14 protein-coding genes and 2 pseudogenes are annotated in these 17487 nt (G+C 35.4%); 11 read left to right on the forward strand and 5 right to left on the reverse strand.

Going from position 1 to position 17487, the window contains the following annotated elements; translation table 11 throughout:
* The first annotated feature begins 1 nt into the window (after position 1).
* Positions 2-304: a DUF2087 domain-containing protein gene (locus NLJ82_RS05650; RefSeq protein ID WP_000140287.1), complete on the forward strand. Its 303-nt coding sequence runs from the start codon at positions 2-4 to the stop codon at positions 302-304.
* Positions 305-469: 165 nt separating this feature from the next.
* Here NLJ82_RS05650 and NLJ82_RS05655 read toward each other — a convergent pair whose 3' ends face one another.
* The 4 genes and pseudogenes from NLJ82_RS05655 to NLJ82_RS05670 all read right to left on the reverse strand — a co-directional run bounded on the left by NLJ82_RS05655 (position 470) and on the right by NLJ82_RS05670 (position 5054).
* On the reverse strand, positions 470-808 hold the full coding sequence (locus NLJ82_RS05655; RefSeq protein ID WP_000489542.1) for a hypothetical protein: 339 nt from the start codon (positions 806-808) through the stop codon (positions 470-472).
* Positions 798-3212, reverse strand: a complete 2415-nt coding sequence (locus tag NLJ82_RS05660) for a hypothetical protein (RefSeq protein WP_000127291.1) — start codon at positions 3210-3212, stop codon at positions 798-800. The genes NLJ82_RS05655 and NLJ82_RS05660 overlap by 11 nt, the downstream gene beginning before the upstream one ends.
* Positions 3213-3496: 284 nt before the next feature.
* Positions 3497-4028, reverse strand: a pseudogene (locus NLJ82_RS05665) (DinB family protein).
* Positions 4029-4112: 84 nt separating this feature from the next.
* Positions 4113-5054 carry a helix-turn-helix transcriptional regulator gene (locus NLJ82_RS05670; protein ID WP_001082246.1) on the reverse strand — a complete coding sequence of 314 codons (942 nt, stop codon included), beginning with the start codon at positions 5052-5054 and terminating at the stop codon, positions 4113-4115.
* Between the two features lie 197 nt (positions 5055-5251).
* Here NLJ82_RS05670 and NLJ82_RS05675 point away from each other — a divergent pair, with 197 nt between their 5' ends.
* The gene (locus tag NLJ82_RS05675; protein WP_000103718.1) at positions 5252-6265 is read left to right on the forward strand and encodes a LacI family DNA-binding transcriptional regulator; all 1014 of its coding nucleotides are present in this window, start codon (positions 5252-5254) and stop codon (positions 6263-6265) included.
* 39 nt (positions 6266-6304) lie between these two features.
* Here NLJ82_RS05675 and yhfH read toward each other — a convergent pair whose 3' ends face one another.
* The gene (yhfH, locus tag NLJ82_RS05680; protein WP_000567010.1) at positions 6305-6433 is read right to left on the reverse strand and encodes a protein YhfH; all 129 of its coding nucleotides are present in this window, start codon (positions 6431-6433) and stop codon (positions 6305-6307) included.
* Between the two features lie 180 nt (positions 6434-6613).
* Here yhfH and NLJ82_RS05685 point away from each other — a divergent pair, with 180 nt between their 5' ends.
* The 9 genes and pseudogenes from NLJ82_RS05685 to NLJ82_RS05725 form a co-directional block, all read left to right on the forward strand.
* Complete coding sequence (locus NLJ82_RS05685) at positions 6614-7348, forward strand: MBL fold metallo-hydrolase (protein ID WP_000784659.1); 735 nt, start codon at positions 6614-6616, stop codon at positions 7346-7348.
* Between the two features lie 9 nt (positions 7349-7357).
* Entirely contained in the window at positions 7358-8347 is a 990-nt protein-coding gene (gene lplA, locus NLJ82_RS05690) for a lipoate--protein ligase (RefSeq protein ID WP_000897267.1), read from the forward strand.
* Between the two features lie 233 nt (positions 8348-8580).
* Complete coding sequence (locus tag NLJ82_RS05695) at positions 8581-9009, forward strand: hypothetical protein (RefSeq protein ID WP_000832616.1); 429 nt, start codon at positions 8581-8583, stop codon at positions 9007-9009.
* A gap of 161 nt (positions 9010-9170) precedes the next feature.
* Positions 9171-10703 (forward strand): fatty acid--CoA ligase family protein, encoded by a 1533-nt coding sequence (locus tag NLJ82_RS05700; RefSeq protein ID WP_001055183.1) that lies wholly within the window; start codon positions 9171-9173, stop codon positions 10701-10703.
* Positions 10704-10815: 112 nt separating this feature from the next.
* Positions 10816-11067: a hypothetical protein gene (locus tag NLJ82_RS05705; protein WP_000435479.1), complete on the forward strand. Its 252-nt coding sequence runs from the start codon at positions 10816-10818 to the stop codon at positions 11065-11067.
* Positions 11068-11156: 89 nt separating this feature from the next.
* A complete protein-coding gene (locus NLJ82_RS05710) occupies positions 11157-12182 on the forward strand; it encodes an S-layer homology domain-containing protein (RefSeq protein WP_000592112.1) in 1026 nt (341 codons plus the stop codon).
* A gap of 19 nt (positions 12183-12201) precedes the next feature.
* The gene (locus tag NLJ82_RS05715; RefSeq protein WP_012644256.1) at positions 12202-14550 is read left to right on the forward strand and encodes an RHS repeat-associated core domain-containing protein; all 2349 of its coding nucleotides are present in this window, start codon (positions 12202-12204) and stop codon (positions 14548-14550) included.
* A 55-nt stretch (positions 14551-14605) separates the two neighbouring features.
* Positions 14606-15310 (forward strand): hypothetical protein, encoded by a 705-nt coding sequence (locus tag NLJ82_RS05720; protein ID WP_000878668.1) that lies wholly within the window; start codon positions 14606-14608, stop codon positions 15308-15310.
* A 338-nt stretch (positions 15311-15648) separates the two neighbouring features.
* Positions 15649-17352: pseudogene (locus tag NLJ82_RS05725) on the forward strand (RHS repeat domain-containing protein); the annotation flags it as partial.
* Positions 17353-17487: the final 135 nt, after the last annotated feature.

A 17487-nucleotide genomic window follows, 5' to 3' on the forward strand; every position in this document is an offset into this window, starting at 1 on the left:
AATGACTGAAAGTGAAATGAAATTTAGGGATACGACCATTCGTAACTTTTTTGATAAAGAGGACCGTCTAAAATCGATTCCAGGTCAAAAGAAGAAAAAACTAGTATTGTTAGAGCATTTAATTAGCAAATTAAATGCTGAAAATCACTATACAGAAAAAGAAATGAATACATTTATAAAACAATATCACGATGATTTTTGTACGATTAGACGCGAGTTTATTGTGCACGGGTTTATGGATCGCGAGGATAATATGTACCATATAAATGGGAGAGAAGTTTGGACGAAGTGGGAAGAGTTATAAATGTAATGAGGAAGGGGGATTTTCTTGCAAGTTAGTAGTCTTATACATGAGAGTCCGGAAAAACATCGATGTTAGGGATATCATTTAATACTTCAAATGAAATAAACGGATGCTATATTTTCCAAGCATCCGTTTACACCACAATCTAGCTTTCGCTCCAAAAATTTATCCCCAAAAACTAAAGTTATTTTCAAGAATACCATCTGGGTTTGTTTGTATATAGCCACCACCGTTTTCAGTGGTTGCGTCTATATCTGTGTTGCCATCACCATCTCGCCAATATCCTTCAACATGAGTTCCGTCTTGACGATCATAACTAGAAACGAAATGTGGCTCTACAAAATGATCTCCAGCATAATCAACATTTGAAGTATCAGTAACATCTGGATTTGCACTGGTGAATGGATTATTTACCTCAGAAATACCGGTCATATCTATGGTATCCATCTGATCAAATGAATCAGGAGTAGCTGTATTGTTAGGATTAAATGGATTACGGAACATAATTTTCAACCTCCAAACGGAATGTGTCTACGTGCTTTTCAGCATGGTTTTCATTTTTATTTGCTAATTCGATAAGCTTCTGTTTTTTCATTGTAACAGACTCATCGATTGGCAAGTTTTTAAATGTATAGAGCTGTGTCATTTTCATTAACATGTGTTCTCGAACTTCTTCGTTGTTTTTAATAGGCTCATAAAGAGCATGAACTTGCTTATAAGTATGGAAAACGGCATGATTCACTTCAGAAATATAGAAAGGCAATAACGTCTGAATGAAATGTTCGAAGGAATCTTGTATTTTAGAAGTATAGAATTCTAAACGTTGATTCTCACTTTCTTTTCGAATTCGCTCTCTCATTTCATGGTCTTTCTTACTATAATAAGTATTAATCCCGGTCATAGCTATTCCAATTAAAGCGAGGGGGCTAAGAGCTATTGCGGCTACCCCATACAAAGCACCATTGATTATTCCTCTGTTGATTATTTGATTAGAAATGTTTTTCTCATAGTCCTCTCTAGGAATAAGTGCAAAAGAAACTGCTGAAATAGAACTCTCCATTTCATGAAGAGAACGATGAATTTGAGATGTAATACCCATAAGTTTTTTTTGTAATGATTTAAATGATTGATATACCTTTCCTTGACCATGTTCCTTTAAAATATCTTTTTCCATTTGTTCAAGCATTGCTGGAAGATAAATAGATACCTTATCCAAATGTTTCTTTTGAGACTGTGTAGCATAATATAAATAGTTAATGATTTGTACATTCTTTAGTTCTTTGTCTTGTGTAGTAGCCTGAATTTCTTTCAAACCTTCGTACATTGCGAAAAGTTGTCCGAAATAATGATATAAGATATGGTTGTTAATTTGCCGACTATAACTTAAAAATAGTTGATCAGATGAAACTTGTGGCAGACTTGCTTCTTTCTTAAAATAATAGGCTTTTGACATTATCTCTTTAATACGTTCATTATAAACGTTCAATTTATATTGTTTCTGATTATTGAGCGTTACTGTCAATTCAGAATAAGATGATGATTCATTACCATAGTTGGTTACAGAAATATCTACAATTTGTTCATGATATAAATGTAAGAAATCCTTTTGAAGGGATCGTTTTAATGTGATAGCGTCCATCGATTGTTCTAGGAAAAACGGCTCATTATGGCCCGTAAAACAAATATTCATTTTTAACGGTTCTGTTATAGCTTCAAATTGTATGTAATTATGTAATTTGAATTTATTCTTCGTTTTTATAAGCGCTATTTCACCTTGGTGGATGAAAATGACATTCTTACCGTCTCGAATAAATTGGGCGTTTACCAACCTCACTACACCGATAGAATTCAAAGTATCTGCTAGAATAAATTCAATTTCCTCTTCATTTATTGCCATTATTATATTCACATTTGTGTATTCCTTACCTAATAAGGTACCAGTGAAATCTCCAAAATTCGAAATGAATCTATGATTTGGTTTGGTGAACTTTTTTGAAATTTGATTTTCTAATCCATTATAATCTAGTGAAAGTATAAATCGAGCCATTTGTCGCTGTTTATGCATGATCAATATTTGTTTTGACAGCGAATTGTAATAGCTATCGTATTCTTTGAAAGGATGTTGACTTATAATCTTACGTTTTGCTTCATCCATGACAACTAAGTCATCATTGAAAAGTGCAAATACTAGCTCTTGATTTCGTACGAACTGTCGATGAATGATACCGTTTGTTACAGCAGTGTACAGTAAATTTGTATTACCTATATCTTCAAAGATACTTGGGGATTGTTCTAATAAGCTGATTAATTGATTAATTTTATTATCAAAAGGGATAAAAATCTTAATATTCTCCAAATCACCGACCGATTTATTATAGAATTTTCCATTCAATTCTATAATAGAATCCGTCTTTTTGTATGAATAGATTCTATAATAGTATATGTCGGTAAAAGGGCCGTTCATTAATACTATCTTCTGATCTTTTATTATAATATCGCTGGAAAACATTTCAGAATGTTCGCTTTCAAAGTTGTTTGATATTAAACACGGTGCACTAGTAGCTGTTTCACCAACAATATGCCATCGTTTTTTTCTTACTCCTGATGTATATAACTTGTAAAATTGTCCATGAGTTATAGAAATATGAAATGTAAAAGAATCTGTTTTATAATTAGATAATTGCACATCAGATTTTGAAAATTTTACTTTAATCTTCCCTGTATATTCCCAGCTTTGTTCAGAAGAAAATAATCCGCCAGAATCATACCCCAATACTCGACCAGAATTGGTTATATATAGTTTCTTGTCTCCTATAATAGAATTGTTTGGAGCGGAAAACCCTCCGTTAACCTCTATAACAACATATTCTGTTTTCGTTAATTTATTATAAATCATACTGGCCGTCATAAAGTCCCTCCATAAGATATAAAATGAATTTCCATATTTAACTATATTATTCATTTTAAAATCTGTCTATTTTTATATTTGAAATTAATTGTATATTTTTATAAGCGAAAATATTACTAGATCATCGCTCTGCATCTGTACCGTCTTACTAGTTGATACGCATTTCCCTATACTATTTCAAATTGCTTAACAGATTTTTTTCGTTTATATAGACGTAGGAATATTGCATCAAAAGTGAAGAGACTGCCAATATTGGCAGTCTCTTTTAGTGGAAATGTTAACACTTAGAAAACCTTAAGTTCCAATCTTTCTTTCTGACGAAGATGATGTGCAAAATGCATAGAAATAAGTTGGAACCATTCTGCTGCATGTAAGTAACCAAGCCCAGGGTGTTCGACTTTACAATCACTTGGAATAGAAGAAAGTGTTGGCTCAATGTCTTTAACAACTGTAATTAATTCTAGCATACGTTTTTGTATTTCTTCTTTATTAGAGGGATTTTCAGGTGTATATCCAGGATGATTTGGTACTTTGATTTGTATATCCAGGATGATTTGGTACTTTGATTTGTATATCCGGGAAAGCACCAAGTTTATATACTTTTTCACCCATATCCGTTTTCTTGTTAGTTGCTGATGGTGTTTCAGTTTTACATTTCGCGATTGCATCTAACTGCATATATGTAGAGGCAATTAAATGACTATACATTTGACCGAGGGACCATTCTTCGCTAGACGGCTTCGTCCTAAATTGTTCTATAGAGTACCTTTCTAATTCCTCTATGTAATACGTAGCTAATTCCTCAAATTTCTTCATATTGTTAACCCCTTTTTATAAAAATGTATTTGTTAATACCTACTATAAAGGAGGGCTACTGACAGCATTATGTCAGTAGTGAAATTAAAGTTTTAACATTTTTTTTGCTTCATCACGGATTTTCTCAGAAAGAATTTTTGGCTCAAGTACTTGCACTTGGCTCCCCCAGCTCAATACCCATTGAAACACTTCGTCTATATTTCTTGATTTCAAAAAGACGTGAAAACCGTTATTTCTATGTTCATATGAATCTATAAAATAATATCGTGATTCAATAATTTTATGTGCAATATGAGATGGAAACAATAAATGAATCATAACAGTACGATTGCTTTCAGGCTTATAGTTTTGTAAAGAAAAGTCTTTCGGTTTTGTGAAAAATTCTTGTTCTTGCTGTAACGTATCCATACGATCTAAACGAAAATTGCGTATTTGTTTTCGAAGTAAGCAATGTGCAACGATGTACCAAATTCCTGAAATATTGACTAAGCCATAAGGATGAACGGTCCGCTTTATTTTTGTAGTTTCTCTCGGTTTCCGATAAGAAAAAGAGATAGCTTGTTCTTTTTGAATAGATTCTTGCAATAGGAGAAGTTGATTTTCTAGTTTTTCTTGTTCAGATTGCTGATGTGAAAACATAGGAGAAAGGAAACGAAAAGTTTCTCGTAATTCCTGGGCTTTCTTTTGTTGATCAGCAGGGAGAACAATTTCAAGTTTCTCTTTTGCTGATCGTGCATGTACAGAAAAAGAAGAAGTGAAAGTTTTCTCGATATAATCACCGCCTAGTAAAAGAGTAACAGCCTCTTCAGGCGTAAGCTGAATGGGGGGCAAGAAATAACCATCCATTAATGAATAACCGTGACCAGGCATTGAATAAATAGGAACACCCGATTCGTTAAGTGCATCCATATCTCGATAAATCGTTCTTATACTTGTCTCAAATTTTTCCGCTAAGCTTTGTGCTGTAACAGTTTGTTTTCTTTGTAATTCAATTAATATAGCTAATAAACGATCTGTCCGATTCATGAAATATCACCTTCGAATTTTTATAAATATGTTTACTATAAACTTCTAAAAGCAGTATGTTTTCCCCTCCCATTAACAGACTTTTCCCTATGTATAATATTAATATAGTAAAATCATAAGAAGCCGTATTGCAGTTTCCAATAATATACTATATAATCAATTTAAGAAAACGTTTTCATGCAAAGGGGGAGAATTTCGTGTCGACTATAGAGGACGTGGCGAAATTAGCGGGGTTATCAAGGACAACGGTTTCTAGGGTGATCAATAATCATCCATATGTTTCAGATGAGAAGAAAAAAAGGGTTCAATTAGCGATGAAGCATTTAGGCTTCGTTCCTAATTCTGCGGCGAGAAGGCTTCGTAAACAAAAAACGGAAACAATTGCGGTGCTAGTTCCAAGGATTACAAATCCTTTCTTCAGTAGATTTATTGAAGCAATTGAGATTGCTGCTTCTGAACATAAATATAAACTGATTATTTGTCAAACAAGATATTTACCGGAAAAAGAGATGGAGTATTTACAATTATTATCTACGAAACAAGTAGATGGGATTATTCTATGTTCACTAGAAAATCCGTGGGAAGATGTAGAGCCATACTTACAACACGGTCCAATCGTGTTATGTAATGAATATATTGAGGAAGCAAATATTCCAACAGTGAAGTTTGATCATGCGCAAGGAGCATACATAGCTGCTAAGCATGTGTTAGAACAAGGATATCGTAATCTTATTTTTTGCCGTGGTAACGAAACCAAAGTGGTTAGCCAACAGCGAAAAATGGGCTTTTTACGTGCAATAACGGAGAAGAGCCGCCAAGTAGAAGCGATTGATTTTCTTGAAAACGCTTTCTCTTGGGAAGATGGAAAACGAATATTCCATGAAGTATTAAAGGACAAAAAAAATCCTACCGCGATTTTGGCAGGAGGCGATGAGGTAGCAGCTGGAATTATTTCAGAGGCGAAACGCCATGACTGGAGCATTCCAGATGATCTCGCTGTTATCGGTTTTGATAATCAAATTTTATCACAGATTACAGAGCCAGGTATTACGACAATTGAACAGCCAATCGATGAGATGGCCCGGAAAGTTGTCGACCTGATGATGGATAAAATCCATACGAAAAATTATCGAAAAAAAGAATTGTATGAGTTTGAACTGGAGCTCTTGGTGAAAGGTTCAACGATGAAGGATACGATGTTATTAGCCTAGTAGACTATGTCTGCTAGGTTTTTTTCTGTTCACAAACTACTATTCTTCGTGAACGCAGTCATCACATTTGTTATGGTATGCTTCGTGTTGCTCATCAATTTCTTTCCCACAGTGCGCACAAGTTTTCGTCGGTAAATTTCTGAAAAACTCCATTGGTTGATCGATCATGTCAATCCCTCCATTTCCATTTCTTACTATCATTGTATTAGTACAAAAAACAAAAGTCAACAACTGTTTTATAACAAAATTGAAAATTAATGAAAAAGTTTAGGAAATGGATTATAGTTAACAATGTAGAATGTAAGTGAAACATGCATTTCTACTCGGTTTTAGAAAGGATGGATACATATGAAAATGACTGTTGTCGGCTTTTGGGGCGGCTTTCCAGAAGCGGGAGAAGCAACGTCGGGGTATTTGTTTGAACACGATGGTTTTCGTTTACTTGTAGACTGTGGTAGTGGTGTACTAGCACAGCTTCAAAAATATATAACACCATCTGATATAGATGCAGTTGTACTTTCGCACTATCATCACGATCATGTTGCAGACATTGGGGTATTGCAATATGCGAGACTAATTACGAGTGCGACAAAGGGACAACTACCGGAACTACCAATATACGGTCATACGTTTGACGAGAATGGATTCCAGTCTTTAACGCATGAACCGCATACGAAAGGAATCGCGTACAATCCAGAAGAAACACTTCAAGTTGGACCGTTCTCGATCTCATTCTTAAAAACTATTCATCCTGTTACATGCTTTGCGATGCGTATTACAGCAGGTAATGACGCTGTAGTATACAGCGCTGATTCCAGTTATATTCCTGAGTTTATTCCATTCACGAAAGATGCTGATCTTTTCATTTGTGAGTGTAATATGTATGCACATCAAGAGGCTGCAAAAGCAGGGCATATGAATAGTACAGAAGTAGCAAGTATTGCGAAAGATGCGAATGTAAAAGAACTTTTATTAACGCACTTACCGCATACAGGCAATCCAGCTGATTTAGTAACAGAAGCAAAACAAATTTTCAGTGGCCATATTACGCTAGCGCATAGTGGCTACGTATGGAACTCATGAGGTGATACGATGTTATTTATTGATAATAAAGGGATTACAGATCCTAGAATAAACTTAGCGATTGAAGAATACTGTGTGAAGAATTTAGATATTAACGAAACATATTTACTTTTCTACATTAATGAACCTTCGATTATCATTGGTAAAAACCAAAACACAGTAGAAGAAATTAATGCAGATTACGTAAAAGAAAAAGGTATTCATGTCGTTCGTCGTCTATCAGGCGGAGGGGCAGTATATCATGATTTAGGAAACTTAAACTTCAGCTTTATTACGAAAGATGATGGAGATAGTTTTAGCAACTTCAAAAAATTCACAGAGCCTGTAACGAAAGCGCTTGGTAAATTAGGTGTAAATGCAGAATTAAGTGGTCGTAACGACATTTTAGCTGAAGGCAGAAAAATTTCAGGTAACGCGCAGTTCTCAACGAAAGGTCGTATGTTCAGTCACGGTACGTTACTATTTGACTCTGAAATCGATCACGTCGTATCAGCACTGAAAGTAAAAATGGATAAGATCCAATCAAAAGGAATTAAATCAATTCGTAGCCGCGTTGCGAATATTACAGAATTCTTAAACGAAAAAATGACGACAGAAGAGTTTAGACAACTTCTTCTAGAAACAATTTTCGAAGGAGAAACAGAAATTCCAACGTACGAATTAACAGAAAATGATTGGAAAGAAATCCATAAACTTTCTGAAGAACGTTACCAAAATTGGGATTGGAACTACGGAAAATCTCCAAAGTTCAACTTACAACATTCACACCGCTTCCCAGTTGGACAAGTTGACGTTCGTCTTGAAGTGAAAAAAGGAACAGTAACAGAATGCAAAATTTACGGTGACTTCTTCGGTTCACTAGATGTGCATGATATTGAAGAACGTCTAACAGGCGTACAATTTGATAAAGATGCATTCACTGCAGCTTTAGAAGGCGTAGATATCGCACGTTACTTCGGTAATATTACAACAGAAGATTTCTTACATTTGTTCTTCTAAAAATAAGGGAGGCTACCGTAACTGGCAGCCTCTTTCTTTTTGCGTAGATTGTCACGTTTTGTCGGTAAGTCGATATATTTTAAAAATCGCTGATATATTTGGAAAATCGCCGATATATTTCGAGTTGCGCTGATATATCTGAAAAATCGCCGATATAATTTTATATACGATAAAATCACAGGACATCTGCCTCTTATAAAAGAATATACATATTCAAAAGGAGGCGGATCGAAATGAAAAGAGTAATGTACGTTGTATTATTGCTCAGCTTCGTTATTGGAATAGCAGCTTGTAACGATGAAACGTCCTCAAGTCGCATACTTTTATCGATTGGAAAACCAGCGAAAGATAATGTTATATATTTTACGCATACAGATAACAGACGAAAGATACAGGAAATACAAGACATGTTTCAAAATAAGAAGTGGAAAAGAAATGAAACATTCAGCACTGTTAATAAGACACCAGATGTCGTCTTTTCAATAGATGAAGACAATGCAGGGTTACCGGCACTATATGTTACGGTGTATTTTCATGAAGATGGAGCGGACGCGATTAACTTGTTTGGAGAGCATACGACGTTAAATAAAGAGGAACTTACTAAACTTAGAGAAAAGATGAGTGCATATTATCCTAAAATGATTTTTGGTCTAGTTTCATAAATTACTTGCAAATAAAATTCCCTTATCCTTCCAAAGTAAATGAAGAGGAGGTGATCTGTTTATATGCAGTTAATGGAATAACACTTGCCACTTTAATTTTCTTTTAATATAATTAATTTAGAATTTTTAAATATTCTAAATTTTATAAAGGTGGGGTTTGTGTGAATCTCGTTCAATCTTTGGCTGAAACGGCGAAAAAGAAGGGAGATAAACCGGCTTATATATTTATGGATCAGTCGGTCTCATATGACCAATTAAACAAAATGGTCACAAGGTTTTCTAGCAATTTAGCAGAAATGGGCATTGGAAAAGGGGACAATGTTGCATTAGTTGTTGGAAATTCACCACATTTTTTGGTCGGTTTATACGGAACAATGAAAGCGGGAGCAACTGTTATTCCAGTTAATCCAATTTATACAGCAGACGAAATGCATTACATTTTACAAAATGGAGATGTAAAAACAATCATCGTACTCGACGTCCTTCTACCTGTTATACAATCTCTTACAACAAGACTTCCTTCACTTGAGAACATCATCATATGCGAAACCTCATCAGATTTTAACCATACAGAAACCGAAAAAATGAAAACGTTTACTACAATGATAGGGGCTGGAGATTTAACTTACGAAGGCCCAGAACTAGATGAAGAAGATGTAGCGGTTATTCTATACACTTCGGGCACAACTGGAAAACCGAAAGGCGCTATGTTAACTCATAAAAATTTATATAGTAATGCGAGCGATGTGGCGTCGTATTTACAATATACGGCTGATGATCGCGTCGTTGCGGCACTGCCGATGTTCCACGTATTCTGTTTAACAGTGGCGGTCAATGCACCGATTGTGAACGGGGCAACGATTTTAATGTTACCGAAATTTAGCCCGAAAGAAGTATTCCGTATTTGCCGCACGTACGAACCGACGATTTTTGCCGGTGTACCGACAATGTACAATTACTTATATTTATTCGAAGAAGCAAGCGCAGAAGATGTGAAGACGCTTCGTCTTTGTATTTCAGGTGGTGCTTCAATGCCTGTTGCTCTTCTGCAAAACTTTGAACAACGTTTTGACGTTATCGTTTCAGAAGGATACGGTTTATCAGAAGCATCACCAGTTACTTGTTTTAATCCACTAGATCGTCCGCGTAAGCCAGGGTCAATCGGTACAAATATTTGGCATGTAGAAAATAAAATTGTAAATGAACTTGGGGAAGAAGTACCTGTCGGAGCAGTCGGTGAATTAATTGTTCGCGGGCCTAACGTTATGAAAGGATATTATAACGCACCAGAAGATACAGCTGCGACATTGAAAGATGGCTGGCTGTATACAGGAGACTTAGCGAAAATGGATGAAGAAGGTTACTTCTATATCGTTGATCGCAAAAAGGATATCGTCTTAGTTGGCGGTTATAACGTATATCCTCGTGAAGTAGAGGAAGTATTGTACATGCACGAATCAGTGGCGGAAGTTGTCGTAATCGGTGTTCCTGATGAAAACTTAGGAGAAGCAGTGCGAGCGTACGTCGTTCTGAAACAAACGAACGTAACAGAAGAAGAACTGATGCATTACTGTGCGTTACATTTAGCAAAATATAAAGTACCAAAGAGTATTGAATTTTTAACAGAACTGCCGAAGAATACGACAGGCAAGTTGCTGAGAAGAGCTTTGAGAGAAAAAGCGATGCAAGTTTAAATATAGGGGCAACCATCTTTATGAAGATGGTTGCCTTTCTATTTTTTAGCATTGGTTAAGCTATGATGCCATATATTTAAACCGTAATATGACTAATAAGGAGGAGATATAAGTGGAGCAGAAGGAATTACGTTTGCGGCGAGTACAATATCTTATTTGTGACATTATGGATGAAATGAATACTGAAAGTGAGAAGAAAAACTTAGAGATTTTGCAGCAAGTCATTGATCACCTTTCAGGAGCGATAGGTGATTTAGTGGATCCATCAAGCTCGTATTCTATCGATTATTTAGAGAGGAAAGTTCATACCGCGCATTATTTACTTTTTAAAAATGAGCGGAAAGCTTACTTATGTAGGAAATAATAGTATTATTTTTATTTGACATTGATAATCATTATCAATATGATAGTTGTGTTAAGTATATTTATATAAAGGGAGATGTCATATTGATAATGATTAAGAAAAAATATATGAATGCATTCGTTATAGCAGCAACGTTAGCAGTTCCATTTAGCGGTATGATGGCACCGATTGCGAAAGCAGAAGCGGTAGTAGAAATGAAAGCAGCTAGCAAATTAGCAGATGGCACGTATGACGTTATTTTAAAGACTTATAAAGATCAAACGAATGATACATCAGTTGCTTCTACATATTTAAAGAATGCAAAAGTAACGATTCAAGGTGATAAAAAAATCGTTACGTTAACAGTTCAAGATAGTAGCTATTTCCAGTATCTTAGAGTAGAAGATCCGAAAAAATTAGGGACATTCCATGATGTAAAAGTAATTTCCGAAGATAAAGCAAATAACGGTACGAAAGTTGTTCAATTTGAAATTGATGAGTTTTCGAAAAAATATAATATGCAAATGCATATATTAATTCCAGCAATTAAATATGATCATACATATCAAGTACAGTTTGAAATCGATGCGAGTGCAATTGAACAGAAGCCTAAATTCTCTGACGTACCAACTTGGGCACAAGAATCAGTTCAATATTTAGTAGATAAAGAAGCAGTACACGGTAAGCCAGATGGTACATTTGCACCAGCTGAAAATATTGATCGTAGTTCCGCTGCAAAAATAGTAGCAACTGTTTTAGGATTAGAAATTAAGAAAGATGCAAAGCCATCATTCCCTGATGCACAAAATCATTGGGCAACGCCGTATATTGCTGCTGTTGAAAAAGCAGGTATTGTAAAAGGTGATGAGAGGGGAAACTTTAATCCGGGCGGGTTAATTAACCGTGCATCAATGGCTTCTATGTTAGTAAATGCATATAAATTAGAAAGAAATGAAAATATAAAACTACCGAAAGAATTTGCTGACTTAAACAATCATTGGGGTGCGAAGTATGCCAATATTTTAATCCAAGAAAAGATTTCAATTGGAACAGATAATGGCTGGGCTCCAAATAAAGCGGTAAGCCGTGTGGAAGCAGCACAATTTATTGCGAAGGCGGATAAGTTGAAGAAATAAAATGAAATAGAATGAGAAAATGAAGGCGCACAACGTTCACTTTTGTGAATGGATTGTGTGCTTTTTTGTTGTGGGTTTCATTAATGGGATAGAGGTAGATAAAGTATTGCCTCTTTGGATAAGGGGGAATACTTTATTTCAATTTAGAAGAGAGAATAAAGGAAAAGTTTGGTTTGATAATATTCGTTTACTAGAAGGAAACGCTCTTATTAAAAACGAGTACGACAACGACGGAAATGTTATTGCCGCGTATGATGAAGAAGGGCAGAAGAATACATTCACATACGATGCATCAGGAAATAAAAAGAGCGAAACCGATGAAAAAGGAAATACAAAACTATATGATTACAACAAAGATAATCTATTAACGAAGGTTACATTAAAAAATGGTACCTCTGTAAATTATCGTTATGATCATAATGGAAACACAACAGAAAAATCTGTCATGTTTGGTGGGAAAACACAAACACACAAATATGAGTATGATGTAGATAACAAAAATACAGTGTATATCGACGCGTTAAACCGTCGTATTGAACATACGTATGATGAAAATGCAAACAAGATTAAAACGAAAATGCCAAATGGTTCTATCTTAGAGTCTGTATATGATACAGCTGATCGCGTTGTTGGTGAAAAGCGCAACGGAAAAGATTCATTTACATTTGAACGTGATCAAAATGGACAAGTTACGAAAGTAAAAGACCATGTTAACGGTGTAGAACGCACGAAAACATACGACAAGGCTGACCGCGTTACAAGCGCAACAGATAGCCGAGGCGGAAAAATTGACTGGGCATATCACGATAAAGCAAACAGTAAGACAGAAAAACTAAAAGAACAAACAGTAACACAAGGCGGATACACAAATAAAGTATCGTATGACTACAACACGTTAGATCAAAACATTCGTGTAACAGACGGTTCTCAAACGTATCGCTTTGATTATGATGATCAAGGAAATGTTCGTACGTACACAGCTGGAAATGGTTCAGGCTCGACGTTTAACTATGACCATGCGAACAAGATTAAAGATTTAGTAGTCGGTACATCAAACAGTATTCTACTTTCGGAACGATATGAATATGACCAATCAGGTAACCGTACGAAGATTAAACATGAAGGTGCGGGCGGAAAAGTAACAGAAACAAACTTTGTATATGACCCGATTAACCAATTATTAAATGAAGCACTACCAAACGGAACAACTAAATCATACACATATGATGGATTTGGAAACCGTACAAGTGTGAAAGTTGTAGAGAATGGAAAAGAAACAAAATCTATAGCAGCAACATTCAATGATGGGAATCAGCTTGTCAAATTCGGAAACGAATCATTAACATATGATGCGAATGGCAATCGTACATCGGATGGAAAGTATAAGTATACATGGAATGAAGACGATCAAATTGTAGCGATCACAAAACAAGGTGAGAGCAATGCATTCGCAACTTATAAGTATGATGAGGATAATCGTCGCATTGAAAAGAGTGTAAATGGTCAAGTAACACGTTATTTCTATGATGGAGATAGCATTAATCCGTTGTACGAGACGGATGGTAGTGGAAATGTTATTCGTCAATATGTGTATTCCGTAAATGGTTTACGTTTGGCTATGAAATCGCAAGGACAAACATTATACTATCACTACAATCCTCGTGGTGATGTCGTTGCGATGACAAACCAGGATAAAGAAGTTGTAGCAACATATGAATATGATTCATGGGGTAACGTATTAAAGAGCGACGTAAAAGGTGTTGCAGCAGACAATCCATTTGGATATGCGGGATACATGTATGATAAAGAAATTGGGATGTATTATCTGATTGCGCGTTATTATAATCCAGAGCATGGTGTGTTCTTATCGGTGGATCCTGATCCAGGTGATAGTGATGATCCGGTTACAATGAATGGGTATACGTATGCGGATAATAACCCGGTAATGAACATTGACCCAGATGGGCATTGGGCAATGGCTGCAGGCATATATTTCGTACCAGGTTTGGGACAAGCGGCATTATTAGCAACTATAGCGGTTGGTGGTGCATATGCGGCTTGGCGTATTGGTGCAAAAATCAGAGTCATGCAGGCCCGTAGTAAACCATCTGGACCAGACCCGAAGGCAAAGGGAAGTCCACATACAAGATATAAAACTAAAAATGGAAAAGTGACTGAATACGCAACTTATGGACAAGGAGGAGTGTTGAGGAAACAATTTCGTGGAGAAGGAAAACCGCATGGTGATGTTCCACGACCAAATGTTAAAACTAAAAATCAATACAATAGAAACCCTATAACTAAGAAGAAGTATCCGAAAGAAAAAGTGAGAAAACCATTTAAAAAGGAATATCCAAGAGGGTATTAAAATGAATATAGTTATTGAAGAATACTTGTATTCATAACAGGAAGGAGGGATGGGCATGAAATATTATAACGGTGGATTTATGATAATTTCATATGAAAAAGAGCTTATTTATCAAACTTGCATAATTGAGGGGCTTTCCTCGATTATTTTAACAATAAGTAATAGCGTACGGCCAACATTTCCTGATTATTGGTTTTTCCCTTGGGCCAATACAAATGAAAATGAATCGATTACTAAACTAATAAACTCAAGATTAAGGATCAGTAAAGAGGAGCATGAACAGGCGCGATGTTTTTTAGATACATTGATAGAGGAAAAAAGGTTCTCCTGGCCCAATGTTTTTAGGGATTTAGAGGATGCTAGATTTTTTAAGAAAAACTATTTAAAGGGTATAGAGGATTTGGAAATTGTTAGTTTAAATCTTTCAGAAGAGTATCGGGCGGATTTTTTATTGAATGAGCGAGAAGAGAATGATTTTGATTGTTCTATATATCATTTTATGGAAGATGCATTGCCATTCTGTATCAATAACGATGAAATGTTAGGTTTTGATATATGTGGCTATAGTAACAATAATTTTTATTCGTTTATTCATAATAATTTACAGACGGATTTTAGAAAGTATGGTAAGAATTTAAATGAATTATCACTTATCGCTAATTATGAGGATGCACAATATGTTATTCATTTAATTGATAATCAAAAGATAGAGGCGGAAGAGATATTGTGGTATCCTTGGTTAATTTTGAGGTGCTCATAATTTATAAAGAAAATATAAAAGATTTTTAGGGTTATATAGGTTTTGAGAGAGTAAGATATATTGTTTGTAGATAAATAAATTATAATTGAGGGTAAGCGTCAAACTTATTAAAATTAAGGGATTTTGACGCTTATTTTTTTTATATGGAGTTTGAGAGGGTTATAATCTGTTGTGGATAAATGAACTCTGGTTATGTAACCTCGCATATTATAAATGTCAACTAGATAATATGCGAGGTTAAGTTTGTATGAAAAGGATTTTATATAATTTAAACTTTTTTCCTACAATATTTTAATTTCCTAGTTCATACTTAAATTGAACATAAACACAAATGGCGTAGAACGAAAACATACGACAAGGCTGACCGCGTTACAAGCGCAACAGATAGCCGAGGCGGAAAAATTGACTGGGCGTATCATGATAAAGCAAACAGTAAGACAGAAAAATTAAAAGAACAAACAGTAACACAAGGCGGATACACAAATAAAGTATCGTATGACTACAACACGTTAGATCAAAACATTCGTGTGACAGACGGTTCTCAAACGTATCGCTTTGATTATGACGATCAAGGAAATGTTCGTACGTACACAGCTGGAAATGGTTCAGGTTCTACATTCAACTATGACCATGCGAACAAAATTAAAGATTTAGTAGTAGGTACATCAAACAGTATTCTACTTTCTGAACGATATGAATATGACCAAGCGGGTAACCGTACGAAGATTAAACATGAAGATGCAGGCGGAAAAGTAACAGAAACAAACTTTGTTTATGACCCAATTAACCAATTATTAAATGAAACATTACCAAACGGAACAACTAAATCATACACATATGATGGATTTGGAAACCGTACAAGTGTGAAAGTTGTAGAGAATGGAAAAGAAACAAAATCTATAGCAGCAACATTCAATGATGGGAATCAACTTGTAAAATTCGGGAACGAATCGTTAACGTATGATGCGAATGGAAATCGTACATCAGATGGAAAGTACAAGTATACATGGAATGAACATGACCAAATTGTAGCTATTACAAAACAAGGTGAAAGCAATGCATTCGCAACGTATAAATACGATGAAAACAATCGTCGTATTGAAAAGAGTATAAATGGTCAAGTAACACGTTATTTCTATGATGGAGATAGTATTAATCCGTTATATGAGACGGATGGTAGTGGAACTGTACTTCGTCAATATGTATACTCAACAAGTGGTACGCGTCTAGCGATGAAATCAAAAGGACAAACGCTATATTATCACTACAACCCACGTGGTGATGTCGTTGCGATGACAGATCAAAATAGAGAAGTTGTAGCAACGTATGAGTACGATTCATGGGGTAACGTATTAAAGAGTGACGCAAAAGGTATCGCAGCAGACAATCCATTTGGATATGCGGGATACATGTATGATAAAGAGATTGGTATGTATTATCTGATTGCGCGTTACTATAACCCAAATCATGGTGTGTTCTTGTCTGTGGATCCTGATCCGGGTGATGAAGATGATCCGGTTACGATGAATGGGTATACGTATGGTGATAATAATCCGGTGATGAAGGTGGATCCGGATGGGCATCTTGCATGGTGGATCGCTTCTGGAGCTGTTGGTGGAATTGCTAATGTGGGCAGTTATGTAATAGGGCATTATGCAAAACATAAAACTTTAAAAGGAATGAATTATAAAAGACTGGGTAAGGATTTCCTTTGGGGGGTAGCCGGTGGTATTATAGGAGGATCAGGAGGTCATGTTGCTAGGCATTTAGGCAAAGGAGCTCGTTTATTTGTTAGTACTCATACAGCAGTACCTGGGTATGCTGTAGCGAATGCTGGAAGTGGTGTACAAAGAAAAGGGCAAAGTGGTTATAGTGGAAAAGGTATGGCTCGAGATGTAGCATATTCTATGACTGGAAGTAAAGGTTATTTAGGATTAACCTTTGCTACTGCATATCGTGATAATCGTTCTACTAAAAATGTAAGTAGTAAGAAGAAAAATACAAAAAGTAATAAAAAGGCTGCTAAAAAAAGGCGAAGATAGTTTTTAATAGAAAATTGAGGTTAGTATATTAGTTAGAAGTTATTTTATTATTATGAGTAAGATGAATGTTTATGAATAATATCCATTAAGTGAAAATATATTTTTCACTTAATGGATAAGGTCCTTTAAAAAATA

The sequence above is a fragment of the Bacillus paranthracis genome (assembly GCF_024296885.1).
Lineage (GTDB): Bacteria > Bacillota > Bacilli > Bacillales > Bacillaceae_G > Bacillus_A > Bacillus_A paranthracis.